This is a genomic window from Kitasatospora sp. NPDC096204, assembly GCF_044763205.1.
Taxonomy (GTDB): Bacteria; Actinomycetota; Actinomycetes; order Streptomycetales; family Streptomycetaceae; genus Kitasatospora.
Genome location: NZ_JBIWFT010000026.1, coordinates 77378 through 103930 on the forward strand (window position 1 = coordinate 77378; position 26553 = coordinate 103930).

At 74.7% G+C, this 26553-nt stretch carries 25 protein-coding genes and 2 pseudogenes; 16 read left to right on the forward strand and 11 right to left on the reverse strand.

The annotated features are described in order from the left end of the window. Positions 1 to 183 precede the first annotated feature (183 nt). The gene (locus ACIQ87_RS26195; protein WP_402410686.1) at positions 184 to 1347 is read left to right on the forward strand and encodes a magnesium and cobalt transport protein CorA; all 1164 of its coding nucleotides are present in this window, start codon (positions 184 to 186) and stop codon (positions 1345 to 1347) included. Between the two features lie 66 nt (positions 1348 to 1413). Here the strand turns inward: ACIQ87_RS26195 and ACIQ87_RS26200 are convergent, their stop codons facing one another. Beyond that, positions 1414 to 1770, reverse strand: coding sequence for a hypothetical protein (locus ACIQ87_RS26200; protein ID WP_402410689.1), 357 nt, complete (start codon positions 1768 to 1770; stop codon positions 1414 to 1416). Positions 1771 to 1879: 109 nt separating this feature from the next. Here ACIQ87_RS26200 and ACIQ87_RS26205 point away from each other — a divergent pair, with 109 nt between their 5' ends. From ACIQ87_RS26205 to ACIQ87_RS26220, 4 genes are all read left to right on the forward strand, one after another. Continuing rightward, positions 1880 to 2476: a helix-turn-helix domain-containing protein gene (locus ACIQ87_RS26205; RefSeq protein ID WP_392877667.1), complete on the forward strand. Its 597-nt coding sequence runs from the start codon at positions 1880 to 1882 to the stop codon at positions 2474 to 2476. 62 nt (positions 2477 to 2538) lie between these two features. Next, the gene (lepB, locus tag ACIQ87_RS26210; RefSeq protein ID WP_402410692.1) at positions 2539 to 3513 is read left to right on the forward strand and encodes a signal peptidase I; all 975 of its coding nucleotides are present in this window, start codon (positions 2539 to 2541) and stop codon (positions 3511 to 3513) included. A 233-nt stretch (positions 3514 to 3746) separates the two neighbouring features. After that, positions 3747 to 4016, forward strand: a complete 270-nt coding sequence (locus ACIQ87_RS26215) for a hypothetical protein (protein WP_402410695.1) — start codon at positions 3747 to 3749, stop codon at positions 4014 to 4016. A gap of 94 nt (positions 4017 to 4110) precedes the next feature. Further along, positions 4111 to 4770, forward strand: coding sequence for a zinc ribbon domain-containing protein (locus tag ACIQ87_RS26220; protein ID WP_402410697.1), 660 nt, complete (start codon positions 4111 to 4113; stop codon positions 4768 to 4770). A gap of 114 nt (positions 4771 to 4884) precedes the next feature. Here ACIQ87_RS26220 and ACIQ87_RS26225 read toward each other — a convergent pair whose 3' ends face one another. Further along, the gene (locus ACIQ87_RS26225) at positions 4885 to 6639 is read right to left on the reverse strand and encodes an LCP family protein (RefSeq protein ID WP_402410700.1); all 1755 of its coding nucleotides are present in this window, start codon (positions 6637 to 6639) and stop codon (positions 4885 to 4887) included. Positions 6640 to 6862: 223 nt separating this feature from the next. Here ACIQ87_RS26225 and ACIQ87_RS26230 point away from each other — a divergent pair, with 223 nt between their 5' ends. Both ACIQ87_RS26230 and ACIQ87_RS26235 read left to right on the forward strand, forming a co-directional pair. Further along, a complete protein-coding gene (locus tag ACIQ87_RS26230) occupies positions 6863 to 7231 on the forward strand; it encodes a hypothetical protein (RefSeq protein ID WP_402410703.1) in 369 nt (122 codons plus the stop codon). Between the two features lie 155 nt (positions 7232 to 7386). Further along, positions 7387 to 8712, forward strand: coding sequence for a trans-sulfuration enzyme family protein (locus tag ACIQ87_RS26235; protein WP_402410705.1), 1326 nt, complete (start codon positions 7387 to 7389; stop codon positions 8710 to 8712). Positions 8713 to 8851: 139 nt separating this feature from the next. On the opposite strand, the gene ACIQ87_RS26240 is transcribed toward ACIQ87_RS26235, so the two are convergent. Beyond that, on the reverse strand, positions 8852 to 10594 hold the full coding sequence (locus tag ACIQ87_RS26240; protein WP_402410708.1) for a SpoIIE family protein phosphatase: 1743 nt from the start codon (positions 10592 to 10594) through the stop codon (positions 8852 to 8854). A gap of 336 nt (positions 10595 to 10930) precedes the next feature. On the opposite strand from ACIQ87_RS26240, the gene ACIQ87_RS26245 reads away from it, so the two are divergent. Next, entirely contained in the window at positions 10931 to 12154 is a 1224-nt protein-coding gene (locus ACIQ87_RS26245; protein WP_402410711.1) for an ROK family protein, read from the forward strand. A 217-nt stretch (positions 12155 to 12371) separates the two neighbouring features. Continuing rightward, positions 12372 to 12899, forward strand: a complete 528-nt coding sequence (locus tag ACIQ87_RS26250) for a hypothetical protein (protein WP_402410714.1) — start codon at positions 12372 to 12374, stop codon at positions 12897 to 12899. A 293-nt stretch (positions 12900 to 13192) separates the two neighbouring features. On the opposite strand, the gene ACIQ87_RS26255 is transcribed toward ACIQ87_RS26250, so the two are convergent. The 7 genes and pseudogenes from ACIQ87_RS26255 to ACIQ87_RS26285 form a co-directional block, all read right to left on the reverse strand. After that, positions 13193 to 13678 (reverse strand): helix-turn-helix domain-containing protein, encoded by a 486-nt coding sequence (locus ACIQ87_RS26255; RefSeq protein WP_402410716.1) that lies wholly within the window; start codon positions 13676 to 13678, stop codon positions 13193 to 13195. Next, positions 13675 to 14817, reverse strand: coding sequence for an amidohydrolase family protein (locus ACIQ87_RS26260; protein ID WP_402410719.1), 1143 nt, complete (start codon positions 14815 to 14817; stop codon positions 13675 to 13677). Before ACIQ87_RS26260 ends, ACIQ87_RS26255 begins: the two co-directional genes overlap by 4 nt. 260 nt (positions 14818 to 15077) lie before the next feature. After that, positions 15078 to 15284 (reverse strand): annotated as a pseudogene (locus tag ACIQ87_RS26265) (restriction endonuclease); the annotation flags it as partial. A gap of 145 nt (positions 15285 to 15429) precedes the next feature. Next, positions 15430 to 15825 carry a hypothetical protein gene (locus ACIQ87_RS26270; protein WP_402410722.1) on the reverse strand — a complete coding sequence of 132 codons (396 nt, stop codon included), beginning with the start codon at positions 15823 to 15825 and terminating at the stop codon, positions 15430 to 15432. Between the two features lie 208 nt (positions 15826 to 16033). Further along, the gene (locus ACIQ87_RS26275; RefSeq protein ID WP_402410724.1) at positions 16034 to 16924 is read right to left on the reverse strand and encodes a ketopantoate reductase family protein; all 891 of its coding nucleotides are present in this window, start codon (positions 16922 to 16924) and stop codon (positions 16034 to 16036) included. 71 nt (positions 16925 to 16995) lie between these two features. Further along, positions 16996 to 17724, reverse strand: a complete 729-nt coding sequence (locus tag ACIQ87_RS26280; RefSeq protein WP_402410727.1) for a hypothetical protein — start codon at positions 17722 to 17724, stop codon at positions 16996 to 16998. After that, positions 17721 to 18293 carry a hypothetical protein gene (locus ACIQ87_RS26285; RefSeq protein WP_402410730.1) on the reverse strand — a complete coding sequence of 191 codons (573 nt, stop codon included), beginning with the start codon at positions 18291 to 18293 and terminating at the stop codon, positions 17721 to 17723. The genes ACIQ87_RS26280 and ACIQ87_RS26285 overlap by 4 nt, the downstream gene beginning before the upstream one ends. Before the next feature lie 402 nt (positions 18294 to 18695). Between ACIQ87_RS26285 and ACIQ87_RS26290 the strand changes: the two genes are divergently transcribed. From ACIQ87_RS26290 to ACIQ87_RS26310, 5 genes and pseudogenes are all read left to right on the forward strand, one after another. Continuing rightward, entirely contained in the window at positions 18696 to 19331 is a 636-nt protein-coding gene (locus ACIQ87_RS26290; protein ID WP_402410732.1) for a hypothetical protein, read from the forward strand. A 29-nt stretch (positions 19332 to 19360) separates the two neighbouring features. Next, positions 19361 to 19546: pseudogene (locus ACIQ87_RS26295) on the forward strand (HEAT repeat domain-containing protein); the annotation flags it as partial. A gap of 240 nt (positions 19547 to 19786) precedes the next feature. Then, positions 19787 to 20551 carry an ABC transporter ATP-binding protein gene (locus ACIQ87_RS26300; RefSeq protein WP_402410809.1) on the forward strand — a complete coding sequence of 255 codons (765 nt, stop codon included), beginning with the start codon at positions 19787 to 19789 and terminating at the stop codon, positions 20549 to 20551. A 5-nt stretch (positions 20552 to 20556) separates the two neighbouring features. Beyond that, a complete protein-coding gene (locus ACIQ87_RS26305) occupies positions 20557 to 21963 on the forward strand; it encodes an FtsX-like permease family protein (protein ID WP_402410735.1) in 1407 nt (468 codons plus the stop codon). A gap of 191 nt (positions 21964 to 22154) precedes the next feature. Then, complete coding sequence (locus tag ACIQ87_RS26310) at positions 22155 to 23471, forward strand: sensor domain-containing protein (RefSeq protein WP_402410738.1); 1317 nt, start codon at positions 22155 to 22157, stop codon at positions 23469 to 23471. 40 nt (positions 23472 to 23511) lie between these two features. Here the strand turns inward: ACIQ87_RS26310 and ACIQ87_RS26315 are convergent, their stop codons facing one another. Beyond that, entirely contained in the window at positions 23512 to 24177 is a 666-nt protein-coding gene (locus ACIQ87_RS26315) for a response regulator (protein ID WP_402410741.1), read from the reverse strand. A 140-nt stretch (positions 24178 to 24317) separates the two neighbouring features. On the opposite strand from ACIQ87_RS26315, the gene ACIQ87_RS26320 reads away from it, so the two are divergent. Together ACIQ87_RS26320 and ACIQ87_RS26325 are read left to right on the forward strand one after the other, a co-directional pair. Then, positions 24318 to 24890 (forward strand): MarR family winged helix-turn-helix transcriptional regulator, encoded by a 573-nt coding sequence (locus ACIQ87_RS26320; protein WP_402410744.1) that lies wholly within the window; start codon positions 24318 to 24320, stop codon positions 24888 to 24890. Then, on the forward strand, positions 24887 to 26395 hold the full coding sequence (locus ACIQ87_RS26325) for an MFS transporter (protein ID WP_402410747.1): 1509 nt from the start codon (positions 24887 to 24889) through the stop codon (positions 26393 to 26395). Before ACIQ87_RS26320 ends, ACIQ87_RS26325 begins: the two co-directional genes overlap by 4 nt. The last annotated feature ends 158 nt before the right edge of the window (positions 26396 to 26553 follow it).

The following is a 26553-nucleotide window of genomic DNA, read 5'->3' on the forward strand; positions in this document are numbered from 1 at the left end:
CGGTTGTCCCGCACCACTCGCGGCCCCCGGCACACCTCCTCCCGTACGGCTCCCGCGCGGCTCTGACCTCGTCCTCCCGACGGGGCGCCTCCGGTCCGCCGTGCGCGTGGCGGCCGGCCGGGCGCCTCCGGTCCGCCGTGCTTCCCGTACGGCGGCCGGGCATCCACCGTGGAGGTCCCCGCCATGTCCGACTGGCGTGTGCGCGCCGTGCGCGCGAGCAAGCGTCCGTTCTCCCGTTCCGTCGTCCGGTCCACGGACACCCAGCCGGCGCCCGAGCACTCGATGGACCCGCGCCCCGACCAGCCCGTCGAACCGGTGACGCTGGAACGTTCCGTCGTGGACGCGGCGGTCTACCGGGACGGCCGCCGGACGGAGGCTCCCGCCGACCTCGCCGACATCTACCGCGAGCTGCCCGGCCGGCCCGGCACCATGGCCTGGATCGGCCTGTTCCGCCCCGCCGAGGCGCAGCTGCTGGAGGCCGCCGACCGGTTCAACCTGCACGAGCTGGCCGTCGAGGACGCGATCGTCGCCCACCAGCGGCCGAAGCTGGAACGCTACGGCGACACCCTGTTCGTGGTGCTGCGCGCGGCCCGCTACCTGGACGAGGCGGAGGAGGTCGACTTCGGTGAGATCCACCTCTTCGTCGGCCCCGACTTCGTGCTCACCGTCCGCCACTCCCAGGCCCCGGACCTCTCGGCGGTGCGCCGACGCCTGGAGGAAGACCCGGAGCTGCTGGCACTCGGCCCGGAGGCGGTGCTGTACGCGGTGCTGGACGCCGTGGTGGACGGCTACGCGCCGGTGATCGCCGGCCTCCAGCACGACATCGACGAGATCGAGACCGAGGTGTTCGGCGGCGACCCGCAGGTCTCGCGCCGCATCTACGAGCTGTCCCGCGAGGTGATCGAGTTCCAGCGGGCCACCCGTCCGCTGCTGGAGATCATGAAGAGCCTGGAGGCGGGCTTCGGCAAGTACGGCACCGACGACGAGCTCCAGCGCTACCTGCGCGACGTCGCCGACCACGCCACCTACGCCGCCGAGCGGGTGGACGGCTTCCGGCAGATGCTCCAGAACATCCTGACCGTCAACGCGACGCTGGTCTCGCAGCGGCAGAACGAGGAGATGAAGCAGCTCGCCGAGGCGGGGCACGCGCAGAACGACGAGATCAAGAAGATCTCCTCCTGGGCGGCCATCCTCTTCGCGCCGACCTTGATCGGAACGGTCTACGGGATGAACTTCGAGACGATGCCGGAGCTCAAGTGGGTCTTCGGCTACCCGTTCGCGATCGGGCTGATGGCGCTGGTGTGCACCGGGCTGTACCTGGTGTTCAAGAAGCGGGACTGGCTGTAGGTCCGAGGGGGCGAGACCGGACGACCCTTCCGCCGGCTCCTCGGCGCGCCCTGACCACCGAGCGCCCTAGCCGGGCAGCAGCCGCTCGTACTCGGCCGCCGGGTCCGTCTGGCGCCGGTACTCGAGGTGCAGCCGGACGGCGCCGTCCGCTCCGGCCAGGCGTTCGAGCGGGCCCAGGCCGGCCGGGAGCGGACGGGGCCGCGGCCACTGCTGGGCGAGGACGGCGAGCGCGCTGCTGTCCGCGCCGCGCACCACCCAGGTGGCGCGGCCGCCGCCGATCAGCGGGAGCCGGGGCCTGGGGAGTCCGAGGGCGGCGAGCGCCGCCGGGGTGTCCAGGCCGTCGGGGAGCGTGACGGCCTCGGCGTGCGGGGCGTCGGTGTCGTCGCCGGCCGAGACGCTGTCCCGGGTGAGGAGGATGCGCATGACGGGAGGATAGGCGGGACCGGCGGGGGTGACCCGCAGGGGTGGCGGCCGAGACCTCACCCGTGTGCCGGATTGACAATCGGCCTTGCCGTGCTGGCAAATGGCAGGCATGGCCGACGAAGAGCTCGAGAACGTCCTCACCACGGTGGGCCCGCGGCTGCGGGCGCTGCGCCGGGAGCGCGGCACCACCCTCGCCAAACTGGCGGCCACCACCGGCATCTCGCTCAGCACGCTGTCCCGGCTGGAGTCCGGGCAGCGCAAGCCGACGCTGGAGCTGCTGCTGCCGCTGGCCCGGGAGTACCGGGTGCCGCTGGACGAACTGGTCGGCGCCCCGGCCACCGGGGACCCGAGGATCCACCCGCGCCCGGTGACCAGGAACGGCCAGACCATCGTCCCGCTCACCCGCCACCTGGGCGGGCTGCACGCCTACAAGCACATCGTGCCACCGGGCAGGAACGCCGGGCCCGAGCTGGAGCTGAAGGTCCACGAGGGGTACGAGTGGCTGTACGTGCTGTCGGGGCGGCTGCGGCTGGTGCTCGGCACCCACGACCTGGTGCTGACGGCCGGTGAGGCCGCCGAGTTCGACACGCGCACCCCGCACGCCTTCGGCAACGCGGGCCCGCAGCCGGTGGAGTTCCTCAGCCTGTTCGGTCCGCAGGGCGAGCGCATCCACGTCAGGGCGCGCCCGGGAACCTCTGTTCGGTAGGTTCGTTCCTGACAGGGGGTCTTCCTACCGGCTCCCGCCAGGCCGCGGGAGGGGCCGAGGAGATGAGTGTGCAGCGGAGCGCGGAGTCCGGTGAGAGCGGCGGAGCAGGGGAACGCGAGGGCGCCCGGGACGGCCGGGCGCAGGCGGGTACGGGCACCACGGTGACGGAGGGCGCGGACACGGGCGCCGGCGGCGCGGGGAAGGCGCCCGGGGCGCCCGACGGGGAGGCCGAGGAGAAGGCCGAACGCCCCCGGAAGAAGCGGCCGTTCTGGCAGGAGCTGCCGATCCTGCTGGTGATCGCGCTGCTGCTCTCGCTCGGCATCAAGACCTTCTTCGTCCAGGCCTTCTCCATCCCCTCCGGGTCGATGGAACAGACCCTCGCGATCGGCGACCGGGTCCTGGTCGACAAGTTCACCCCGTGGTTCGGCGCCAAGCCCGAGCGCGGCGAGGTGGTGGTGTTCCGCGATCCGGGCGGCTGGCTGGAGGGCACGCCGGCCACCTCCGGCGGCTCCGTGACGGGCACCGTCCAGAAGGTGCTGAGCACCGTCGGCCTGATGCCCTCGGCGGACGAGAAGGACCTGATCAAGCGGGTGATCGCGGTCGGCGGGGACACCGTCGACTGCGAGGCCGGCGCGCCGCTGAGGGTCAACGGCGTCGCGCTGGAGGAGCCGTACCTGTTCCCCGGCTCGACGCCCTGCGACGACGACCCGGTCGGCACCGTCACCGTGCCCAAGGGCAAGCTGTGGGTGATGGGCGACCACCGCAACAACTCGCGCGACTCCCGCTGGCACCACAACCAGACCGGCGACGGCTTCGTGCCGGTGGACAACGTGGTCGGCCGGGCCTTCGTGGTGGCCTGGCCGCTGTCCGACTGGTCGACCCTGCCGGTCCCGGACACCTTCGACAAGGTGCCGGCCGCGGCGGCGGGCGCGGCCGGTGCGCCGGCCGAGGAGCTGCCGGCACCGGAGGCCGCCGCGCTGGCCGGGATCGTGCCGCTCGCCCTGTGGCGGCGGCGGTCCTCGCGCAAGGAGCGCTGAGGCCGGCCCAACCCGGCCCCCACGGCCCGGGCCCACACGGCCCGGCCCCCACGGCCCGGGCCCACCACACCCCGGCGCTCGGCCGACGGGCCACGGGTCGATCGTCTTCGACGGAACTCCTCCCGCCGATCTCTACACGCCTGTAGAGTTCTGGAGGTGAGCTGCACCTCCGGCCGCCGGCCGCCCCGAGCGGGCGTCCGGAGGCCGGGGCCGGGTCGGGAGACGGAGCCGTGATGGAGAGTCAGTGCAGTCCCGAGGGTGCCGAGGGTGCCGGGGGCCCGGCGGAAGCGGAGTGCGAGGACCGGGACGTCCAGTGGGTCTACCAGCCGGTCGAGGTGGACCTCGGGGACGGCGCCTGGGCACTCGGCCGGATCAGCGCATGGTGGCAGGACGCGGCCGGGCAGCGCTGGTGCCGGCTGCGGATCGGCCGCAGCGGGCAGCCCGTGCTCTGGCAGCGGTTCGACCCGGCGCGGGTGCTGCTGCTGCCCGTCTCCGGGCTCTGAGCAGGCGGGACGCGAGTCCCGGCGGAACCGTTCGGCGAGCCCCTGTCGTCCCTGGGAGCGACCGCTGGCAGGCCACTTAGCGACCGGGGACGACGTGACTTCGGAGATCTACTTCAGCAACAACTACCGCGACCTGTGCGAGCAGCACGGCACCGGCGCGGGCTTCCAGTTCGAGTTCTACTGCTACCGCTGCTCGGACACCTGGCGCTCGACGTTCGAGCCGTTCAGGACCGGTCAGGTGGCCGGCTGGATAGGCAAGGGCGTCAGCGCGGCCTGGAACCTCATCGGCGGCAACGCCAACACCATCAGCAACGCCGCCGACGGGCTGGCCGGCCAGACCTGGGGCACCTCGCGGGACGCCGCCTTCCAGCGGTCCATCGCCAACGCCCAGTCCCACTTCAACCGTTGCGCCCGGTGCACCCACTACGTCTGCGGGCGCTGCTTCAACCCGGCCCAGGGCCTGTGCCACAACTGCGCCCCGGACACTGCGGCCGAGGCGATGGCGGCGCAGCACCGCGGCCTCAACGACACGGTCAGCGAGCGGGCGTACAAGTCCGGGCAGCAGTCCGGGGCCGAGTTCGACGTGAACGCGCCGCGCCAGCTGGTCTGCCCGCAGTGCCACACCGAGACCCACGGCACGCCGTTCTGCCCGGGCTGCGGCTTCCGGCTGGCACAGCCCGTCCAGTGCCCGAGCTGCAACCGGGACGTCCCGGACGGCGCGGCGTTCTGCCCGTCCTGCGGGACGAGGCGCTGACACCCCCTCGGACGAGCCGCGGCCCCTCGGACGAGCAACGGCCGGGCGCCCCACCGAGGCTCGGCCGAGGGGCCGTGGCAGGGCTCGGCCGGGCTCAACCGGGCTCAGCCGGGCTCAGCCGTACGAGAGGTTGGCGCAGGGGTCGTCGTCGGCCGAGCGGGCGGCGCCGCTGACGCTGGTGGGCAGCGGGGCCGGGGCGGTGGCCGTGCCGCCGGGGGCCGGCGCGGTGGCGCTCGCCGGGTTGGCGGCGGCGAAGTCGTGGCCGAGGACGACGCTGACGCCCCGGCCGCCGGGCTGCACGGTGGCGCCGGGGAAGAGCTTGGCGACCGCCTCGGCCGCGGTGCGCTCGCCGGTGCCGTACTCGACGACGGTGGTGCTGCGCGGCTTGCCGACCGCGTTGCCGACGCCGGTGACGGTGTAGCCGGCGCCCTTGACGGTCTCCGCGGCCCGGCCGCCGAGCCCGGTCTCGCCGGTGCTGTTGAGCACGGAGACCTTCACCTCGGCCGCCTTGGCGTCGGGGGCGGGTGTCGGGGCGGAAGCCGGGGCCGGCGCGGCGGCGGGAGCGGGGGCGGGGGCGGCGGAGCCCGGGTCGGCCGGGGCGCTCGCGTCCTGCCCGTCGATGGTGCGGTCGGCCTTGAGCGCGGCCCACAGCTGGTCCACGTCGGGGTGTACGAGGGCGACCCGCGGGCCCTCGTAACGCCAGGGTACGGTCAGGAACTTGATGTCGTGCAGGTCGACGTCCTTGAGCTCCATGGTGAAGGAGAGCAGCTTCGCGGCCGAGCCGAGGCCGGGGTCGACGGTCAGCGACTTGGTCGCCGCGTCGGCGAGCGGCAGCAGTGTGGTCGGGTCCATGCCGCGGGACTTGACCTCCTTGATGAGGGAGGAGAGGAAGGCCTGCTGGCGCTTGGTGCGGCCGATGTCGGAGCCGTCGCCGATGCCGTGCCGCACCCGGACGTAGTCCAGCGCGGCCTGGCCCTCGACCTTCTGCTTGCCCTTGGGGAAGACCAGCTTGCCCTTGTGGCCGAGGTTGGGGTTGAGGTCCCCCTCGTGGATGTCGGTCGGCAGGCAGACCTCGACGCCGCCGACCGCCTTGGTCATCGACGCGAAGCCGTTGAAGTCCACCACGACGGTGTGGTCGACGCGCAGGTTGGTCAGCTTCTCGACGGCGTTCTGGGTGCAGGCCGGATTGCCCTGGTCGCTGTCGCCGACCGAGAAGGCGCTGTTGAACATCACATTGGTCTGTTCCTTGGTCCACTTGCCGTTGGGAAGCTTGCACGGCGGGATGGTGACCAGGGAGTCGCGGGGGATGGATATGCCGACGGCGTGCTTGTGGTCGGCGTAGACGTGCAGCAGGATCGCGGTGTCCGAGCGGGCGCCGCCGTCCCCGCCGCCGCCCAGGTCGCTGTTGCCGTTGCCGCGGCTGTCCGAGCCGATCAGCAGCACGTTGACCGGGGTGCGGCCCTGGGCGTCCGGGGCCGCGGCCTCCGGGCGGTCCTTGCTGAGGGCGTCGCCGTCGAAGGTGTTGATGTTGCTGTTCAGCCGGTAGTAGAGGGCGCCGCCGCCGAGGACGGCGAGGGCGGTGCAGCCGGCGGTCGCCCAGAGCACCTTCTCCTTGGTGCTGCGCTTGGGTTTCTTGCGGGCGCGGCCCGTCGCCCGGCCGTCGGGTATGTTCGGGCCGTCCGGGTTCCGATCGCCCGCCAGGTCGTCACTCCGGTCGTTCCGCCGGTCGTTCCGCCGGTCGTTCCGCCGGTCGTTCCGCCGGTCGTTCCGCCGGTCGTTCCGCCGGCCGTCGCTCCGGTCGGCCGCCCGGCGCCCGGCCGCCCGGTGCGGCGAATTCTCGGCTTCGGGGGAACCCTTGCGGCCAGACACGTCGTCATCCTCCACAGTTGCCACGCAAGCCCCCGTCGAAGCGGTGGGTTCGCGTGGCCCGGGGCCGGAGCCGATCCGGGCACCGCCCGTCGCTAAACTTTTACACCGCTGTAGAACTTCAGTGGAGCATACTAGGCGCGGATGGGAAAACCAGCTGGTCAGACCATGAGAAATTGGTCAGACCGGCTGATCCGCGCTGCTCCGGACCCGCAAGAGGAGCACGATGACTGATCGGATCGTACGTTCGATAGCCGGCGCCCTGGTGGCCCTGCTGGCCGCCGTCGGCCTCACCGCCGCGGCATCGGGTGCGGCGGCCGTGGCCGCGCCCCGCACCGTCGCGGCCGCCGCCGCGAACCCGGGGGCCACCGTGGGGGCCGCTGCCGCTGCCACCGGTTCGGAGGTCCGTACCGAGGCGCGCGCCGCCTCCGCCGATGCCGCGCACCTGGCCAAGGACGAGAAGAAGAAAAAGGGCTTCTTCGCCAAGCTGGGCAAGTTCCTGCTGGTCGTGGTCATCCTGATCATCCTGTTCGTGGTGCTGCTCATCGTCGGGATCGTCTACGCCGTCAAGCGGATCTTCAGCCGCCGCAAGTAGCCGCCGAGGGCCGTCCGCAGCCGGGGACGGCCGCAGCCGTGACCCGGGCGTCGCCGCCGCCTCCGGGCGGTGGAGCCGGAACGACCGCCCGGGGCGGGCCACTTGGCGGTGATTGGCCCTGGCCCGGGTGCCGGGACCGCCTGAGGATGACCGTCATGAGCGACTTCCACTCCCACCCGGCCCCCGGCTCCCACGAGGTCTCCGACGCCTCCGAGGCATATGAGGCACCCGGCCCGTACGAAGCACCCGGCCCGTACGACGCACCCCGCCCGTACGAAGCACCCCGCGCGCACGAGGCCCCCGACGAGCTGCGCCCCGAGAGCCGGGTCGTCCACCCGCCGCTCGCCGAGGCCACCGGCAGCCGTCCGCTCGGCGTCCCGCTGTACCAGGGCCACCTGTTCGCCTTCGACACCGGCGAGGCGCTCGCCGAGGCCCACGCAGGACCGGACGGCGCCTTCTTCTACAACCGCTTCGGTAACCCCACCGTCCGCTCGTTGGAGCAGGCCGTCGCCGGACTGGAGGGCGGCACCGGCGCCCTCGCCACCGCCTCCGGCATGGGCGCGATCACCACCGTGCTGCTCAGCCTGCTGCGCGCCGGGGACCACGTGGTCGCCCAGCGCAACCTGTACGGCGGCACCATCGGCGCGCTGACCGACCTCACCGAGCGCTGGGGCGTCGAGGTCGCCTACGTGAGCGGCGACGACCCCGCCGGGGTGGCGGCCGCGCTGCGGCCCCGCACCCGGGTGCTGCTCCTGGAGACCGTCTCCAACCCCACCACCAGGGTCACCGACCTGCCCGGGCTGATCGCCGTCGCCGAGCGGGCCGGGGTGGTGAGCGTGGTGGACAACACCTTCGCGACGCCGCTGCTGTGCCGACCGGTCGAGCACGGCGCGGACATCGTGATCCACTCCGTGACCAAGTACCTCGGCGGGCACTCCGACGTCCTCGGCGGGATCGCCGTCTTCGCCGACCCGGAGCTGCACCAGCGGGTCTGGCGGCGCTCGCTCGAACTCGGCGCCAGCGCCGACCCGTTCGCCGCCTGGCTGACCCTGCGCGGCATGCAGACCCTCGCCCTGCGGGTCCGCCGCCACTGCGAGACCGCGCTCGACCTGGCCGGCCGGCTCGCCGCCCACCCCGCCGTCACCGCCGTCCACTACCCGGGCCTGCCCACCCACCCCGACCACGAACTCGCCCGCCGCCTGCTGCCCGACGGCCACGGCGGCGTCCTGGCCTTCGACCTGGCCGGCGGCCGCGAAGCCGCCGCGACGTTCACCGAGTCCGTCCGGCTCGCCTCGCTGGCCCCCTCCCTCGGCGACGTGCACACCCTGGTGCTGCATCCGGCCAGCACCTCCCACCGGCAGCTGTCGGACGGGGAGTTGGCGGCGGCGGGCATCGGCCCGGGAACGGTGCGGGTGTCGGTGGGCATCGAGCACCCGGAGGACATCTGGGCGGACGTGCGGCGGGCGCTGGCGAGGGTGTGAGCCCGGGGGAGCCGGTGGCGTGGGGGCCGCTTCGGTACAAGCGCGGTCGGTACAAGGGCGGTCGGTGCGACGCCGGTTGGTGCAGGGACGGTCGGTGCGAGGACGGCGAGCGGCCCCGGGCCCGGAACCCGGCGGGCCGTCAGCGCTGTCGGGGGCGGGCCACCAGGAGGGCGATGTCGTCCTCGGCGGTCGGGGCCGGCGGCGGGGCGAGGGCGTGGAGGACGGCGTCGAGCAGCTCGTCGAGGTCTCCGGCGGCGGGCAGGCACAGGGCCGCGAGGCGCTCCAGGGAGACGTCGATGTCCTCGCCCCGGCGCTCGACCAGGCCGTCGGTGTACAGGAGCAGGGTCTGGTCCGGCAGGAGCGGGTGGGTGGTCTGCTCGTAGCCGCCGAGGCCGGTGCCCAGCGGCGGGCCGGTGGGGATGCGCAGCAGCTCGGTCGGATGGCCGGGGGCGATCAGGGCGGGTGGCAGGTGGCCCGCGCTGGAGAGGGTCCAGCGGCCGCGGCCCGGGTCGGCGAGGGCCAGCAGGCAGGTCGCCGGGCGGGCGGAGTCGTCGGCGGAGATGATGTTGTCGAGCTGACGCAGGATCCGGTGCGGGGGCAGGTCCATGCCGGCGAGGTCGCGCAGCGCGGAGCGGTAGTGGCTCATGTCGACGGCGGCCTCGACGCCGTGACCCATGACGTCGCCCATGGCCAGCAGGGTGCGCCCGAACGGCAGCCGGACCGTCTCGTACCAGTCGCCGCCGACCACCGAGGCGCTCCCGGAGGGCAGGTAGCGGGAGGCCAGGGTGAGGTTCTGGTGCGGACTGCCGGGCTCGCTGAGCAGGGCCCGTTGGAGTTCCAGGGCGATGCCCTGGGAGCGGGCGAAGCGGCGGGCGTTGTCGAGGGCGACGGCGGCCCGGGCGGCGAGGTCGCCGAGCAGGGCGGCCTCGTCCGGGGTGAAGGCCGGGCCGGCGGTGGTGCGGCCGAGGGTGAGCAACCCGATCAGCCGGCCCCGGGCGGCCAGCGGCAGGACCAGCAGTGAGGCCGTTCCGGCCGGGCAGGCGTCCTCGGGCCCGGGCTCGGTCAGCACGGCGACGCCGCCGGCCAGGCTGCGGGCGGCGGCCGAACCGTCCCGGTGGCGGATCGATTCGCCCGGCCGGGGCAGCTCGGCGAGGTCGGCGGCCAGCGCGGGTACGGCCCGGGCACCGGCCCGGTGCAGCCGCTGGGACGCGCCGTGGCCGCCCCGGGCGGGTTCGGCCGCGGGCGGCAGCACGTCCACGATGGCGAGTTCGGCGAGCCTGGGAACGGCGAAGACGGCGAGTTCGGTGCCGGTGGTCCCGACGTCGAGGGTGGTGCCGATCCGTTCGGTGGCGGCGTCCAGGAGGGCGAGTCGGGCCCGGGCCTGTTCCAGCTCGCGCAGCTGGTCGCGGGCCGGGTCGGGGTCGTCCAGCACGACGACGATCACACCGGTGGTCTGCCCGGACTTCCGCAGGGCCCGGTAGCGCACCCGTAGACCGGGCGGCACGGGGGCGCCGACACCGTCCGGGCCCCCGGTGGCGTGTTCGCGGGCGAGCCCGTCGTCGAGGACCCGGTGCAGGATGCCGAGGGCTCCGGCGAAGGCGGTGCTCCCGGCGGCACGGCCGAGCAGGTCCGCCCTGCGCAGCCCGGTGGCGGTGGTGAAGGCCGCGTTCAGGTACTGCCAGCGCAGCCGCTCGTCGAGCAGCGCGACCCCGACCGGGGCGGCCGCGAGGACCTCGCGGAGCCGCTCCGGATCGTCGCCGCCGTCACCGCCGGTGATCGCGCCGAGCCGCGCGGCGAGGGCCGCCGCGGCTGCGGCCAGGGGCCGGGAGTCCGGCGTCGCGGGCTGCGGACCCTGTGCTCGGTTGCCGTGCCGGAAGTGCATACGCCCATGATCACGCGCCCGGGCGCGGCACGCCCACAAGTGGGTGAAACGTTGACCGGCCGCGGACCGTGTTGTAACGGAGTGCGTCGGCGGGGCCGCGGGTGTCCACGAGGCCGCGGGTGTGTCCACCGGGCCGCCGGCGGGGCCGCGGGTGTGTCCACCGGGCGGCCGGTACGTCCACCGGGCCGCGGGCGGGGCCGTACGGATACGGCGGGCGAACACGGGATGATCACCGGTCATACTGGGCGGCGGCGCCCGACCCCGGACGCCCCGGGCCGGGCCCACCCGGCCGTACCGACCCGACCCGCGCCCGAAGACCCACACCGGAGGAACCCGATGAGCCCCCACCAGCCGACCAGTCGCCCGGCGGCCGGGGCCCCAGGGGTGCCGTGGAACCGGCAGCGGCTGCGCAGCAACAACGAGTGGCTGCTGCTGGAGCTGCTGCGCACCGGCGGCGGCTCCTCGCGCGCCCAGCTGGCCCGGGACACCGGTCTGTCCAAGCCGACGGTGTCGGCCGCGCTGGCCGAACTGGAACGGGCCGGCCTGGTCCGCGAGGCCGGTCGGCTGGCCCCCGAACGCGGCCGCACGGCCGTGCTGTACGAGGTCGACCCGACGGCCGGGTACGTGCTCGGCGTGGACATCGGCCGGGCCCGGCTGCGGGTGGCGGTGGCGGACCTGGCCGGGACGGTGGTCGCCCGCCGGGACGTGGCCAACCGGGGCCGCTCGGCGAACGCCGTCGCGGACGCGGTGGTCGAGGCCGCGCACGAGGCGATCGCCGAGGCCGGCCTGACCGCCCCGGACATCGTGCACGCGGTGATCGGCACCCCGGGGGTGTGGGACGAGCAACTGCGCGGGGTGCGCTACGCCAACAGCCTGCCCGGCTGGGGCAGGCCGGGACTGTTCGACCGGATAGGCGAGGGCCTGGGGACGGGCGTCTCGGTGGCCAACGACGCCAATCTGGCGGCGCTCGGCGAGTACACCCTCGGGGCCGGGCGGGGCAGCCGGATGTTCGCCTACCTGCTGGTCGGCACCGGGCTCGGTCTGGGCGTGGTGAAGGACGGCGAGCTGCTGCTCGGTGCGCACGGCGCGCTGGGCGAGATCGGCCTGGTCCCGCTGCCCGGGCGGGCCGACGAGCCGACCGCGACCATCGAGCAGGAGGCCGCCGCGGACGCGGTGGTGCGCACGGCCAGGGACTTCGGGCTGGACGGGGACTCCGCGGCGCGGCAGCTGACGGCGAAGCAGGTGTTCGAGCGGGCCCGGTCCGGGGAGGAGGCGGCGGTCCGGGCGGTGGAGCGGGAGGCCGAGCGGCTCGCCTACGCGGTGGCCGTGCTGTCGGCGCTCCTCGACCCGGACCTGGTCGTGCTGGGCGGCGGGATCGGCAGCAGCGCGGACCTGCTCCTGGAGCCGCTGGAGCAGGCCCTGCACCGGCTCGCCCCGATGCGTCCGACGCTCGCGCCGAGCCTCCTGGGGGAGGAGGCGGTGCTCCTCGGCGCGGTCTCCACGGCGCTGGAGACCGCCCGCCCCGTGGTGTTCGAGCGCCGGACCGCAGGGCTGCGCTGACGGCCGGTCGGCGCTGGGAGCCGGCCTGGGTGCTGACGGCCGGTCGGTGCTGACGGCCGGGGCCTGAGGCGGGTCGGCCGGGGCTCGGGCGGGTCGGCGACGCTCGGTGACCGGAAGGTCTCGATCTGCCAACGAGTGGGGATTCGGTGGACGGTGCGTGTGCGGTTCCTGCTTGAATCGCACGACTCATCCAAACGGAACGGAGCGTTCTCCACCCATGCCTTCACGGATACCCGGTCGCCGCCGGGCCGGCCTGGCCGGATTCGCCGGACTCGTCCTCACCGTCGGCCTGGCGCTGACCGGTTGCGACCCGTCGGCGGCCGACAGCGCCGCCACGGCCTCGGCCACGCCGACCGCGGCCGCCACCACGGCCGCGGTGACCACCCCGCCGGCGGCGCCCGCGGCGCCGGCCCCGGTCAGCACCCCACCGGCCGAGCCGGCGCCCGCCGCCCCGGTGGCCACGCCCCCGCCCGCGGCGCCTTCGGCCCAGCCCGGTGCCCCCTCGCAGGCGCCCGCCACCAAGGCGCCGCAGCCGAAGGTGACCACCGCCCAGCCGCCGACCGACCCCGAGCCCCCCGCGGCGGCCGGGGCCGGTGCCGGGTGCGAGATCCGCTCGAACGCGGGCAACTGCTACGAGGCCGGGCAGTTCTGCCGCAACGCGGACCTGGGCAAGAGCACCCACGAGGCCGGCGGCCGGGTGATCTACTGCCGGATGGTCAGCGGGAAGCCGCACTGGCAGGCCTGAGGCCCCTCGGTCCCGGGGCGGTCCGTGCTCAGGCGTCGATGACGCCCAGGGTGTCCCGGAACAGGTGCTCGTAGCCCTGGAGCAGCAGCCCGTACTCGCGCGCGGTGTCCAGGGTCGGCTCGTCCAGCCGGCCCGGCCCCAGTGCGTCGGCGGCCTGCTGCTCCAGCCCGGGTGCGGGCCGGGCGAAGAGAGTACCGGGACGGAGGCCGGTACTCGGTCGCCGTGTCCACCCGTGCCGAGGACGCCCGTTCCCGGTGACCGAGCGCGCCCCCGGCGAAGCACGAACTGCTGCCCTACCTCGACGGCACGTTCGTCGCCATCACCCCGGATTCCCCGGGTCTCTCCAGGGCGCACGCGTTCGTCGGCGATGACGGCACACGTTGGCGAAGGAAGCCGGAACGCTCGGAGGGTTGGCGCAACCGGGCCTTGTCAGGCCTTTCAACCGGAAGGGCTTTTCCCCTCCGCGTCAGCACATGCAGTTGCACCATCGCCGCGAACCGGTCTGCCGGGTCGTCGAGATCGATTCCGCCGACCTCCGCGACCCGGCGCAACCGGTACCGGAATGTGCTCGGATGCACGTACGCGGCGGTCGACGCGACGCCGATGTCGCCGAAGGAATCGAGCCAGCACCGCAGCGTGTGCACGAGCTGCGATTGGTGTTTCGTGTCGTAGGCCAGCAGCCGCGCGATCGGCCCGGTCGCGACATCCCCGCGTGCCGCGGAGAGGTCCGCCAGTTCGAGCAGCAGCGCTTCGATGTGCGCGTCTTCGGCGGTGATCATTCGCTTTGTGCCGCCGTTGGTGAGCAACACGCGCAACGCGCGGTCGGCCCCGTCGCGGGACGCGCGCAGGCCCGAGCCGTCGAGCGCGAGCGGCCCGACGCCGATCGCGGCGGCGGCCCCGCGGCCGGTGCGTCCCGGTCCTTCGGGTTCTCCTCGTCGAGGAACTCAAGGATGCACGGCGCACCCGGGTCCTCGGCGCGGACCTGCAGCAGCCGGGCCTCGTCGGCGATCCGCTCGCCGGTCTCCAGCATCAGCACGCGCGTCGGGTCGAGACCCTTCATCCTGAGCCGCTCGGGCGAAAGGAACGCCGCGCCGATGCCGGTGCTGCCCGCACCGTAGGGATAGGCCTCGACCGTCACCCGCGAGCCGGCCGAACGGGCCGACTCCAGCGCGGCGAGCACCCGGTCGACGTGCCGTCCGGACGTGCTGTTGACGTGACAGTGATGCATTGCGGCACCGGTCTCGGCCGCGACGATCGCGATCTCCTGCGTCCCGTCGACCGGCGTGGCCGGGTCGGTCTCGACCAGCTCGCGGACGTGCGTGTACGTGGGCGCTTCGGCCTGCTTGGCCAGCTTTGCCACCGCCAGGAACTCGGCCGGATCACTGGCCGGGGCGTACCCGAGCAGTACGCCGACGCCGAGCGCGCCCGCCGCCAGCTCACCCTCCACGAGGGAGAGCCAGGCGGTCAGTTCGGCCCGCGACGAGGACCGCTGCCAGGCCGGATCGCCGAGCACGGCAAGCCCGCTGTTGATGTTCGCGTCCGGCTCGATACCGGCGAGCACCTTGGCCCGCGCTGAGCCCCAGGAAGCCGAGAAGCCGTAGTGGAGCGGGCGTCCCGCCGCGGCCGCCTCGGCATAGGCCCGTTCGACGGGCATCAGCCCGGCTTCCAGATCGAGCGCCGTCGTGACACCGTCCATCGCCTGCAGCCGCTGGCCCGCGATGGAGTGCACGTGGCTGTGCAGATCGATGAACCCGGGCCCGACGATGTACCCGCCGACATCGATCTCGACCTGGTCGTCGGATGCCGGCAGCCCTGGTCCGACGGCAATGACCTTGCCATCGGAGACCAGCACGTCAGCCGTGCCGTCAAAGCCCGTAGCCGGGTCAATGACGCGACCGCCCCGCAACAGTGTCCGCATAGTTCGCCTCCTGGCCTCGCTGCTGGCGACCCTATGAGGTTTGCCGTACGGTCCGTTCGTCCGGCGCGACGAATCCGGCGCGCCGGATCCGCTCGACTGCACGAACTCTGCTCTGCCGAGGCCCCCGATCTGCCGGAGCCGTCATCGGCTCGCAAGAGCCGCGATGCGCCCCCGTGACAGTCCTGCCAGTCCGACCGGCGACAGCGTGAACCCCACGTCACTGACGTCGGCTTGTCAGGGTGGTGTCGGGGTGTCGAGGGTCAGACCGGTGCCGGCTGTGAAGCGGCCCAGTGACGGAGCCGGTCGCGGTCGACCCAGTGCACGCCGTGCTTGTCGCCCCAGGCCTTGGCGTCGCGGGGGAAGGCGCCGTCGGTGACCACGACCGCGATGTCCGCGCCGTGGGCGGGGCCGGCGGTGCCCTTCACCTGGTACATCACCTGGGAGCCGACTTCGGCGCCGACTCCGGTGCCGTTCCTGCCGTCCGGCAGTGCCCGTGCGGCGGAGACAGGCCGGGCCCGGGGCAGGGGATGCGCTCCCGGCCGGGGCGGTGCGCCCGGGCCGGGAGCCGGTCGAGTGGGTGGCGGCGGGTGGGGCGGTGGGTGCTCCGGCCCGTCAGGAGTCGGCGCAGGCCTTGCCGATGTCCCCGGCGGCGTCGGTGATCGGCTTGAAGTCGGGCTGCCGGCCCTTGGAGAGCCGGTCGATGGCGTCGTTGACGGCCTTGGAGAGCCGGTCGGCGGCCGCGTCGGCCTTTCCCCCGTTGTCCTGGCGGATCTTCTTCGCGTCGGCGGCGACCTTCTTCAGGGCCTCGACGGTGTGGGTGCGGCGGCTGTCGTCGGTGATCTGCCCGACGTTGACCGCCGAGTCCGCGAGGTCCTGGACGTCGCCGGTGAGGCTGATCGCCCGCTTTCCGCAGTCCAGCGCCTGGTCGGCGTCGCAGGCGGTGAACAGCGGGGCCGCGAGGAGCAGCGCGAGCGCGGTGGCGGCCAGGCGGTACGGCTTCCTTGTCATGTCTCTATCCCTCCCACCGGGTCAACGCCGGTATGCCGTGCGGCGGTTCCGGATGGCTGTGTGAACTGTTGGGAAAGTCCTTGCTCTCGGGGGAGGTGGTGCCCCGTCGGTGCGGGCGGGGCAGGACGGGCTGGGCTGGGTGCCGGGCGTTCACCCCGGGGAGACGTCCATGGGGTGAACACCCGGGCCGGTGCCACCGGCCGGCGGATCAGGACAGCTCGCGCACCAGGCCGGCGATGGTCGGGGCGGCCACCGCGTGCGCGTCGGCCGCCCGCAGCACGGCGCCGCCGATGGCGTCCAGCTCGGTCGGCCGGCCGGCCTCCACGTCGCGCTGCATCGAGGACTTCATCGCCCCGGGGAGGCGGTCGAAGGAGGCGAGCAGGGTCTGCGCGTCCGCCGGCGCGCCGACCGCCCGGGTGACGGCGGCGATCTCGTCCAGCACGGCGAGGAGTTCGGCCCGGTGCTCGGTGCGTACGGTGCCGATCCCGCTCGCGTGGCGGGTGGTGAGCAGGGCGAACGGGGCGAGGAAGGAGAGCTTGCTCCACAGCATCGCCGTCTCGTCCTCGCGCAACGCGACGTCCAGCCCGCTGTGCCGCAGCTGCTCGGCGAACTCGGCCACGGGGGAGCCGGGTTCGGTGCTCGCGCCGAGCTCGACGGTGGCGAACGGGCTGGTGTGCTCGATCCGCCCGGGCGCCGTCCGGGTGGCCTCGACCCGGATGGTGCCGGCCACCACCCGTCCGGCCGGGTAGCGCTCGCGCAGCAGCGCCATGTGGTCCAGGCCGTTGAGCAGCGGCACGATGATCCCGGTGCCGAGCACCTGTGCGGGCATCCGGTCGAGCGCGGCGGCCAGCGCCGTCTCCTTGACCGTCACGAAGGCCGCGTCGACCGGCTCGCGCAGCTCGGTCGCGGCCGCGACCCGGGCGGTGAACTCGCCGAACCGGGCGCTGCGGACGTGCAGTCCGTCCCGCTCGATGGCGGCCGCGGTCTCCTCGCCGGCCAGGCAGACGACCCGGTGGCCGTCGCGGGCGAGCAGCCCGCCGATCAGTCCGCCGACGCCGCCCGGTCCGAGGACGGCGACGGTCAGGGGGGTGGTGGTCATGGTGACTCCCGTGGATGGATGGGTGGGTGGGGTGGGTGGACGGGGGTGGGAGTGGCGGAGGACGGGCGCGGCTACGGGGCCTCCCAGAAGAACCGGCCCTCCAGACCGTCCGGGCTGAGGAAGCCGAAGCCGTCGCCGTAACCGAAGTTGAGAAAATACGGGTCGCCCTCGTCGGGGGCGTCCGAGAGGGAGAAGAGGTACCGCCAGGGCGCCGCGACCCGGGCCCGGCCGGCTGGGTAGGACGGGTCCCCGCCGAGGTGGTCGTGCACGTGGTCGCCGTCCGGGAAGGGGACCTCGGGGCCCTCGTCGCGCAGGTACCGCTGGAAGTCGGCCCGTCGGTCCATCGCCCGGTCGACGCCGTCCGGCAGCGGTACCACGTCCAGGTGGTACTCGACCGGGGTCCGCTCGCCGTCGGGTTCGCAGCGCCAGAGCGTACGGCCCCGGGTGCCGGGTGGGCCGATCACCGCGAACGGCGGGATGCGCCCGCCGGGTTGGACCAGCAGCAGGCCGTCTCCCCGCTCCGGGTCGAGGCCGCCCATGAACTCGTCCTCCTCCTCCAGGAAGAGGTACGCCAGCCGGCCCGGCTCGCCCGGGACGGGGAACTGCCCGATGAACACCAGGGGTTCACCGGTGGTGGGGGAAAGCGGCCAGGCGGGCTCGGCCAACCAGCAGGGCTCGCCGCCGAGTTTGGGGACGGGTGCGGTGATCGGCCGCTCGGCCGGGCGCGGGGACAGCTGCCTGCGGGGGAGGAAGGCGGCGTCGTGCGGACCGGTGGCGGTGCCGGTCGGGCGGGGGATCATTCGGCGGCCTCGGTGGGTGTGACCTGCCCGGCGGGTCCGTCGTGTCCGGCGGGGGCGTCCTGCACGACGGGTGCGGACAGGGAGGCGTAGTCGAAGGCGAACGGCTTCTCGCGGCGCGGCTTGCGGCCCGGGGCGGGCGGTAGGCGCCGGGGACCGGGCGCCCGGTGGAGGAAGAGCGCTCCATGGCGGAGGTTGCCGCCGCCGGGGTCGGGCACCGGCAGGCCCTCGGCGCGCAGCGCCTCGACCAGCTCGTGCGCCGGCCGGCCCAGCAGGTCGATCCCGCGGTAGCCGACCGGGCAGGCGGGGCGGTCGTCGCTCGGGTTCCGGCCGACCGTGACGGTGTGGAGGCGGTCGTGGTCGTCGGCGCCTAGGGTGACGCTCACCCCGGGAAGCTCGAAGGCCAGCGCCCAGGAACAGCCGCAGACGAAGGTGCTCCGCACCCCGTCGGGCAGCAGGCCGGCGTGCGGGGCCAGCAGTGCGCGCACCTCCGCCTCGGTGAGGCCGAAGCGGAGCTCGGGCAGCGGGGCGGGCAGGCCGACGCCGCGACCGGGCAGCAGGTCGATGGTCACCGGATCATGATCGCCCGTCGGGTGGACGGTCGAGGAACCGGGGTGGCAGAGGCGGGCACGGGAGAGCCGAGCCCTCCGGGGGCGGCGTGACCCGGGCGCGGAAGATGACGGCTGTGCGGCGAGGGGGAGCGCGCGGATGACGGCGGACGAACGACTGGCGGCGGGCGAACGACTGGCGGTGGACGCGTGCCTCGTGGCGGCGGTCCGGGCGCGGGACGTCGACGTGGTGTGGGAAGCGCTCTGCGCCGGTGCGGACCCGGACGCCCGCACCGCGGACGGGCTGCGCCTGCTGTGGGCGGAGGTCGACGGCTTCGACCACGAGGTCGCCGCCGTCCTGTCGCCGCCGTCCTGGTCACGCACGGCGCCGACCTGGACCGTCCGCTGCCCGACGGGACGACCCCGTTGCTGCGCGCCGTGGACCTCGGCTCCCCGGCGCTGGTCGGGGCGGTCCTCGGCAAGGACCCGGCGCGGCGGCTGCCCGCCGAGGCCCGTGCACGGCTGCTCGCGCCGGCCAGGGCCTGGTACGAGACCGGTGCGGTGGGGGAACTGCGGCGACGGACCGGGGCCGACGGGCCGGCGGATCGGGTGCCGGTGAGGGAGGACTACGCGGACGTCGAACAGGTCTCGCTCGGCGGGCTGACCGTCCGTGCCGGACACGGGGCCGTGCTGACCGAACCGGAGTGGACGTTCCGCGTCCTCACCCCCGTCGACGAACCGGTGGTCCGGGCCGTCCGGCACCGGGACGAGCTCCACGTCGGGCGGTCCGCCTGCCTGTTCGCGCTCGGGGACGCCGCAGCCGGCTTCCTGCTCGACGCCCCGTTCCTGCGGCAGGGCGGATCGGTCGAGTACGAGGAGAAGGAGACGGAGCTGCTCGCCGCCTGGACGTCGACCGAACAGGACGACGAGGTGCTCGCCACGCTCCTCGAAGCCCTGGACGGCTGGGAACACCCCGGTGAGGAGGCCATCGGACCGCGCCACGCCGAGCACCCCGATCCCCGGGTGCGCCGCGCGGTGCCGAACCTCCTCGCGCCCCGCTGACCGGGGCGGGGCACGACTGCGTCCTCCGGTTGACGCGGGACCCGGACGCATCGGTCCGGTCCGCCGCCGGGGCGCTCGGCGACGCACGGCGCACCCCGGAGACCAGGGCCACGCTGCTCGCCCTGACCGGGGACGAGTCGCCGGACGTCCAGGGCGCCGCCGTCTCCGTCCTCGCCCGGTCCGCGGACCGGACGCCCGAGCTCGCCGACGCCCTGGCCGCACTGCTGGAGCCGCTGACCGGGCCCGGGTTCGAGCACGACCACCGGGTGAGCACGCTCCGGGCCGGGCCCGGCGGCGCCACGATGCCTCCCGCGTTGTCTCCCGCGATGTCTCGTGCGATGTCTCCGAGGGGGTGTAGCACCACCTGCGAGGTTCGGTTTCCCGAACCCCGGATTCGGGTGCCAGCACAATCGATCTCCCGGTCCCGGACGCCCACGATGGAGGGCATGAACGGGATGACGACAGCCGCCGCCACGGTGGCGCACGACGGGGTGACGGGCTCCGCCCTGAGCGCGACCGGGCTGCACCGGGAGTACGGGCGCGGCGCGGCGGCGGTACGGGCGTTGCGCGGGGTCTCGGTGGCCTTCGCACCGGGGACGTTCACGGCGGTGATGGGGCCGTCGGGCTCCGGCAAGACCACCCTGCTGCACTGCCTGGCCGGCATGGACCGCCCCACCAGGGGCACCGTGCGGTGGGGCGGCACCGAGGTGTCCGGGCTGCCCGAGCGGCGGCTGGCGGAGCTGCGCCGCACCCGGGTGGGGTTCGTGTTCCAGGCCTTCAATCTGATGCCCGCGATGACGGTCGAGCAGAACGTCGAACTGCCGGGGCGGCTGGCCGGGCGGCCGCCGGAGCGGGCCCGGGTGCGGGAGGCGCTGGCCCGGGTCGGGCTGGCCGGGCGCGAGCGGCACCGGCCGGGGCAGCTGTCGGGCGGTCAGCAGCAGCGGGTGGCGATAGCCAGGGCGTTGGTCTCCCGGCCGGAGGTGCTGTTCGCCGACGAGCCGACCGGCGCGCTGGACCGCGCCACCGGGCAGGAGGTCCTGGCCCTGCTGCGTGCGGGCGTCGACGCCGACGGGCAGACGTGTGTGATGGTCACCCACGACCCGGTCGCCGCCGGGTACGCGGACCGGGTGCTGCTGCTGGCCGACGGCCTGCTGGTGGACGAGCTGGCCAGGCCGACGGCCGCACAGGTCGGCGAGCGGCTGAGCCGGTTGGGAGGGTGAGCGCGATGAACAGTCCCGTACTGAGCCTCTCGGCGGGGCAGATCCGTCGCCGCCCGGCCTCCTTCGCCGGGCTGGGGACGGCGCTGTTCCTGGCGGTGGCGGCGGTGACGCTGTTCGGTTCGCTGGTCGCCGCACAGGTCACGGCGCCGGACACGGCGAAGCGGTCGGCGGTTTCGGGGCCGGGGCTGGTGCTGATCGCCGGGGCGTTCGGCGAGATCGCCGTCCTGGTCGCGCTGTTCGTCGTCGTCAACGCGCTCGGCTTCACCCTGCGCCAGCAGCACCGCGACCTCGCGCTGCTGCGCACCGTCGCGGCGACACCCCGTCAGGTGCGCAGGGTGGTCCGCGCGCAGGTGGCGGTGACGGTCCTGCTGGTGGCCGCGCCCGGCGGCCTGGTGGGCCTCCTCGCCGCCCGGGCGTTCCTCGCCGCACTCCAGGAGCGCGGCATGGCAGCACCCGGGCTGCGGATACCCGGGGCGCCGGTGCCGGCGCTGGTCGGGCTCGGGGTGGCGCTGCTGGTCGGCCTGGCGGCTACCGCCGTGGCGGCCCGCCGGATCACCGGGCCCGCCCCGGCCGTCGCGCTGGCCGAGGGCGGGGGCGGGCCACGGCGGACGGGAGTGCCGCGGCTGCTCGCCGGGGTGGCGGTGCTCGCGGGCGGTGGGCTGCTGCTGCGACTGGCGGCGAGCCGACCAGCCGGAGAGCTGGACAAGGCGGGGCAGGCCTCACTGCTCGGCTCGCTGGTGCTGCTGGTCGCGGTCGGACTGCTGGCACCGGTGGCGGCGCGGATCCTGGCGGCCGTGCTCGGCGCCCCGGTGCGGGTGCTGGCGCCCCGGGCCGGCTGGCTGGCGGACGCCAACCTGCGCGGCTACGCGGCCCGGCTCTCCTCGGCGGTGGTGCCGGTCGCGCTGCTGGTCGGGCTCTCCGGCACCATGCTGGTGCTCACCAGCACGGCCGAGCACGTCGCCCGGGAGACGGGCGCCGAGACCAGCGTCACCAAGGCGAGTGACATCTGGCTGCGTGAGATGGAACTCGGGCTGCTGGTCTGCTTCGCGGCCGTCTCCACGGTCAACACCCTGGTGGCGCTCACCGCCGACCGGCGCCGGGAGTTCGCGCTGCTGCGCCTGGTCGGGGCGACGAGGCGGCAACTGCTGCGGATGCTCTCCGTGGAGGCGGTCCTGACCACGGCGATCGGTGTGCTGCTGGGGGCGGCGGTGGCGGCCGCGGCCTCGGGGGCGTTCAGCCTTGCGGTGACGGGCTCGGCGGTGCCGGTCGTGCCGGGAGCGGCGTGCGCCTGGGTGATGCTGGGGGCGGTGGTGCTCACGGTTCCGGGGATCGTCGGTACGGGGCTGTGGGCTGTGGGCTGTGGGCGGATCGGAGGCTCGGCGGTGGAGGCGACGGGTGGGGAACGGGGGTGAGGCGGGGGAGGTAGCAGGTGGCGTCGACGGTGGGCCGGGCACGGCGGGCCGGGGCAGCGGACCGGGCACGGCGTCGGCGGACTGGACCGGCTGTCCGGCGGGTCGTGAGGGCGGAAGGGCAGGTGAGTGCGGTGGTTCCCGTGGTTCCTGGTGGATGCTGGGGGCCGGTCGGCGGGTGAGTGGTGAGGTGGATGGTGGCTGAGCGTCAGCGGTACCGGTCGGTGCGCGGCGGTGAACTGGCCTTCGCAGTGCTCGGGTTGCCGCTCGGGGTGCTCGGCGGGGTGTATGCGGTCGCCGTCCTCTACGCCGGTGCGCTGCTCTCGCTCACCGTGCTGGGCCTGCCCTTCGTGGTCGCCGCGCTGCTCGGGGCGACGCGGCTCGGCGGGCTGCACCGGTGGCTGGTCGGGCGGCTGCTCCGGGAGGAGGTGCCCGCACCGCCGCCGCTGCCGCGTCCGTCCGGGGTCTTCGCCCGGGGCCGGGCGGTGCTGACCGATCCGGCGGCCTGGCGGACACTGCTCTACCTGCTCCTGCGGCTGCCGCTGGGCGTGCTCGGCTTCCTCGCCGTGGTCGTACTGCCGCTCGGCAGCGTCTGGCTGGTGGGCTTCCCGCTCTGGGCGCGGATGATGGAGCCGGGCCCGAGGTCGATCGGCCTGCTGGACCTCACCGCGATCCCGGCCGGCCTCGCGGTGCTGGCCGTCGTCCCCGCCGCGGTGCGGGCGCTCGGCGCGGCCGACTGTACGCTGGCCCGCACCCTGCTCGGGCCGGTGCGCTCGCAGCAGCGGGTGCGTGAGCTGGAGGAGGCCCGGGCCACCCTGCTGGCCGACGGCACCGATCGGCTGCGCCGCCTGGAACGCGATCTGCACGACGGCACCCAGGCGCAACTGGTCGCGCTCGCCATCACACTGTCCCTGGCCGACGACGCGCTGGGCGAGGTCGCGCTGGGGGAGGGCCCGGTGGGCGAAGGGGCGCTGGGCCAGGCCGCGGTGGGCCGGGCCGGCCCCGTGAGGAGCGGTCCGCTCGGTGCGACCGGGCCCGACCTCGGGCGGCTGCGCACGCTGGTCGACCGGGCTCGCGGGCAGACCGACGACACCATCACCGGCCTGCGCCGGCTGACCCGGGGCATCCACCCGGTGGCGCTGGACGGCGGGCTGGCCGAGGCGCTGCCGGGGCTGACCGCCACCTCGCCGGTGCCGGTCGACGTCCGGCTGGACCTGCGGGAGCGTCCCGAGGAGGTGATCGAGCGGGCCGTCTACTTCTGCGCGGCCGAGTTGCTGACCAACGTGGCCAGGCACAGCGGGGCGCGGTCGGCGGAGCTGAGCGTGACGGCGGCCGACGGGAGGGTCCGGCTGACCGTGCGCGACGACGGGCACGGCGGCGCCGCGATCGGGACGGGCACCGGGCTGGCCGGCCTGGCCGAGCGGCTCGCGGCGGTGGACGGAACACTGCGGGTGGACAGTCCGGCGGGCGGGCCGACGGTGGTCGGCGCCGAGCTGCCCGGGCGGCTCTGACGGGCGGTCACGGGCCCGAGCCCTCGGGGTCGCGTCCGATTCAGGCGCCGCTCTCCGCGAGGTAGGCGAGCACGGCCTTGACCCGCCGGTTGTCCGCGTCGGTCGCGGGCAGCTCGAACTTGCCGAAGACGGCGGCCACGTGCTTCTCCACCGCCCGCTCCGAGACCACCAGCAGCGTGGCGATCGAGCGGTTGGAGTGCCCCTGCGCCATCAGCTCCAGCACCTCCCGCTCGCGCGGGGTGAGCGCGTCCACCCGGCTGCGCCGCCCGCCGTGCATCAGGCCGTCGACGATCTCCGGGTCGAGGGCCGTGCCGCCCGCGGCGACCCGGTGCAGGGCATCCACGAACTCGGAGGTGCGGGCCACCCGTTCCTTGAGCAGGTAGCCGATGCCGGCGGCGCCGTCGGCCAGCAGTCGGGCCGCCCAGGCGGTCTCGACGTGCTGGGAGAAGACCAGGATGCCGACCTCGGGCAGGGCGGCCCGGATCTCCACCGCGGCCCGGATGCCCTCGTCGGTGTGGGTGGGCGGCATCCGGATGTCCACCACGGCCACGTCGGGCCGGTGCCCGGTGACGGCGGCGATCAGCTCGGGCGCCGTCCCGGCGGTGGCGACCACGGCGCACCCCCGGGCGGTGAGGAGTTCGACCATGCCGTCCCGGAGGATCACCGAGTCCTCGGCGAGGACGACGCGGAGCTGCTTGTCGATCATGCCGCCATTATCCGGTCCGGGGTTCCGGAGCTCCGGGCGGTCCGGGGCTCTGTCGGTCCGGGGCTCCGGTCGGTCCAGGGCTCCGGAAAATCCTTCAGTCCAGACTGGACAGTCTGGACTGATGAAATTACCGTGGAACCGTGACCGAGAAGCGAACCGCCCACGCCACCACCGCGGCTACGAACGCCCCGCCCGGGCCCGCTGAGTTCACGGGATCTGCCGAGCCCGCGGGATCCGCCGAGCCCGCCGAGCCCTCCGGGGCAGCCCGGGCCGAAGATTCCGTGGTTCCCGACACCGCGGCGTCGGCCGCCCGTGAGCTGCGCGCCGTGTTCAGCCGGTTGCGCCGCACCCTCCGGGAGACCGGCGGCTCCAGTGACCTGACCCCCTCCCAGACCGCCGTGCTCAGTCGGCTGATCGGTGACGGTCCGGCCTCCGCCAGTGCGCTGGCCGCCGCCGAGCGGGTCCGTCCGCAGTCGATGGCCGCCACCCTCGCCGCGCTCGAACAGCACGGACTGGTCGGACGGCGCCCCGACCCCGAGGACGGGCGCCGTCAGCTGGTCAGCCTCACCGAGGCCGGGCTGGCGTACGTCGCGGACAGCCGTCAGGCCCGCCAGGAGTGGCTGGCCCTGGCCATGGCGGAGCACTACACCGAGGCCGAGCGTGCCACCATGCTGGAGGCGCTGGCCCTGATGGACCGGTTGAACCGGCGATGACCGGCCCGGCCGCCCTGCTGGCCCGGCTCCTGCCCCGCCGTCAGCAGCCCGCTCCGGACGGCGGGTTCGACCGCCGACTGATCGCGCCGATGGTGCTCGGCTCGGTGCTCAACCCGATCAACTCGTCGATGATCGCGGTGGCCCTGGTGCCCGTGGGGGCCGCCTTCGGTGCGCCGCCCGCCGAGACCGTCTGGCTGGTCACCGCCCTCTACCTGGCCACCGCCGTCGGTCAGCCGGTCATCGGGCGGCTGGTGGACACCCACGGCCCGCGCCGGCTCTACCTCGCCGGGACGGCGCTGGTCGGTCTCGCCGGGCTGCTCGGCGCGCTCGCACCGTCGCTCGGGCTGCTGATCGCCGCCCGGGTACTGCTCGGGCTGGGCACCTCCGCGGCCTACCCCGCCGCGATGCACCTGACCCGCAGCGAGGCCGAGCGGACCGGGCGGTCCAGCCCCACCGGGGTGCTGGCGGTCCTGGCCGTCGCCAACCAGACCGTCGCCGTGATCGGCCCCACACTCGGCGGGCTGCTGATCGGCGCGGGCGGCTGGCGGACGGTCTTCGCCGTCAACGTCCCGCTGTCGCTGGCCTGTCTGGCGCTCGGCGCGGCCCGGCTGCCCGTCACCGAGCGCCACCCCGACGGCGGCGACGGCTCCCGTCCCGACCGCCCCGACGGCTCCCACTGCGGCGACGGCTCCCGCCCCGACCGCCCCGACCGCCCCGATGACTCCAACCGCCCGGAGCGCCTCGACCACGCCGGGATCGCGCTGTTCGCCGTCCTCCTGCTCGCCCTGATGCTGTTCCTGATGAAGCCCGACCCGGCGCGCTGGTACCTGCCGACGCTCGCCGTCCTGGCGGCCGTCGTCTTCACCGTCCGTGAGCGGCGGGCCCGTACCCCCTTCATCGACCTGCGGGCGCTCGCCGGCAACCGCCCGCTGATCGCCACCTACCTGCGCCAGGTGCTCGGCTACACCGCCGTCTACGCCTTCCTCTACGGCTACACCCAGTGGCTGGAGGAGGGGCGCGGCCTGTCGGCCGCCACCGCCGGACTGGTGCTGCTGCCGCTCTCGCTGACCGCGCTCACGGCCGCCGGTCTCAGCGGCCGCAGCCCGGGCGTGCGCGGCAAGCTGCTGGTCGGTTCCGTCTGCCAGATCGCCTCCTGCGCCGCCCTGTTGCTGGTGCACGCGAGCAGCCCCGGTGTCCTGCTGATCGCGGTCGGGGTCCTGGCGGGAGTCTCCCAGGGGCTGATCGGGCTCGGCACCCAGACCGCTCTCTACCACCAGGCCGACCCGGCCGCCATCGCCTCGGCGGCCGGACTGCTGCGCACCTTCATGTACCTCGGGGCCATGGCGGCCTCGGCCGCGAACGCCGCCTTCTTCCCGCACGGCGCCACCACGGGCGGGCTGCACCACCTCGCGCTGTTCATGCTCGGTGGAGCGGTTCTGCTCCTTCTCCTCACGGTGCCGGACCGTTCGCTCGGCCGATCGGGAAACCCGCCGACGGAACGGTGACCGTGGAACGGCTCTCCTCGGGCGGGCCCGGGTTCCCGCGCCGGGCGTGGATGCCAGGGGATGCCAGGGGAGAGTTCGACCGCCTCGGCCGGGTAGGCGCTCCGGACAGCCCGGCGCGGGGTAGGACGCGGCCGGCGGTGGCGGTGATCCCGCGGTCC

Coding starts and splice junctions, on each gene's coding strand:
- ACIQ87_RS26300 (WP_402410809.1), top strand. CDS start 19,787: ATGACGACAGCCGCCGCCACGGTGGCGCACGACGGGGTGACGGGCTCC.
- ACIQ87_RS26315 (WP_402410741.1), bottom strand. CDS start 24,177: ATGATCGACAAGCAGCTCCGCGTCGTCCTCGCCGAGGACTCGGTGATC.
- ACIQ87_RS26255 (WP_402410716.1), bottom strand. CDS start 13,678: ATGATCACCGCCGAAGACGCGCACATCGAAGCGCTGCTGCTCGAACTG.
- ACIQ87_RS26250 (WP_402410714.1), top strand. CDS start 12,372: ATGCCTTCACGGATACCCGGTCGCCGCCGGGCCGGCCTGGCCGGATTC.
- ACIQ87_RS26230 (WP_402410703.1), top strand. CDS start 6,863: ATGACTGATCGGATCGTACGTTCGATAGCCGGCGCCCTGGTGGCCCTG.
- ACIQ87_RS26215 (WP_402410695.1), top strand. CDS start 3,747: ATGGAGAGTCAGTGCAGTCCCGAGGGTGCCGAGGGTGCCGGGGGCCCG.
- ACIQ87_RS26240 (WP_402410708.1), bottom strand. CDS start 10,594: ATGCACTTCCGGCACGGCAACCGAGCACAGGGTCCGCAGCCCGCGACG.
- ACIQ87_RS26325 (WP_402410747.1), top strand. CDS start 24,887: ATGACCGGCCCGGCCGCCCTGCTGGCCCGGCTCCTGCCCCGCCGTCAG.
- lepB (WP_402410692.1), top strand. CDS start 2,539: ATGAGTGTGCAGCGGAGCGCGGAGTCCGGTGAGAGCGGCGGAGCAGGG.
- ACIQ87_RS26270 (WP_402410722.1), bottom strand. CDS start 15,825: ATGACAAGGAAGCCGTACCGCCTGGCCGCCACCGCGCTCGCGCTGCTC.
- ACIQ87_RS26195 (WP_402410686.1), top strand. CDS start 184: ATGTCCGACTGGCGTGTGCGCGCCGTGCGCGCGAGCAAGCGTCCGTTC.
- ACIQ87_RS26235 (WP_402410705.1), top strand. CDS start 7,387: ATGAGCGACTTCCACTCCCACCCGGCCCCCGGCTCCCACGAGGTCTCC.
- ACIQ87_RS26310 (WP_402410738.1), top strand. CDS start 22,155: ATGGTGGCTGAGCGTCAGCGGTACCGGTCGGTGCGCGGCGGTGAACTG.
- ACIQ87_RS26200 (WP_402410689.1), bottom strand. CDS start 1,770: ATGCGCATCCTCCTCACCCGGGACAGCGTCTCGGCCGGCGACGACACC.
- ACIQ87_RS26260 (WP_402410719.1), bottom strand. CDS start 14,817: ATGCGGACACTGTTGCGGGGCGGTCGCGTCATTGACCCGGCTACGGGC.
- ACIQ87_RS26280 (WP_402410727.1), bottom strand. CDS start 17,724: ATGATCCCCCGCCCGACCGGCACCGCCACCGGTCCGCACGACGCCGCC.
- ACIQ87_RS26245 (WP_402410711.1), top strand. CDS start 10,931: ATGAGCCCCCACCAGCCGACCAGTCGCCCGGCGGCCGGGGCCCCAGGG.
- ACIQ87_RS26275 (WP_402410724.1), bottom strand. CDS start 16,924: ATGACCACCACCCCCCTGACCGTCGCCGTCCTCGGACCGGGCGGCGTC.
- ACIQ87_RS26305 (WP_402410735.1), top strand. CDS start 20,557: ATGAACAGTCCCGTACTGAGCCTCTCGGCGGGGCAGATCCGTCGCCGC.
- ACIQ87_RS26205 (WP_392877667.1), top strand. CDS start 1,880: ATGGCCGACGAAGAGCTCGAGAACGTCCTCACCACGGTGGGCCCGCGG.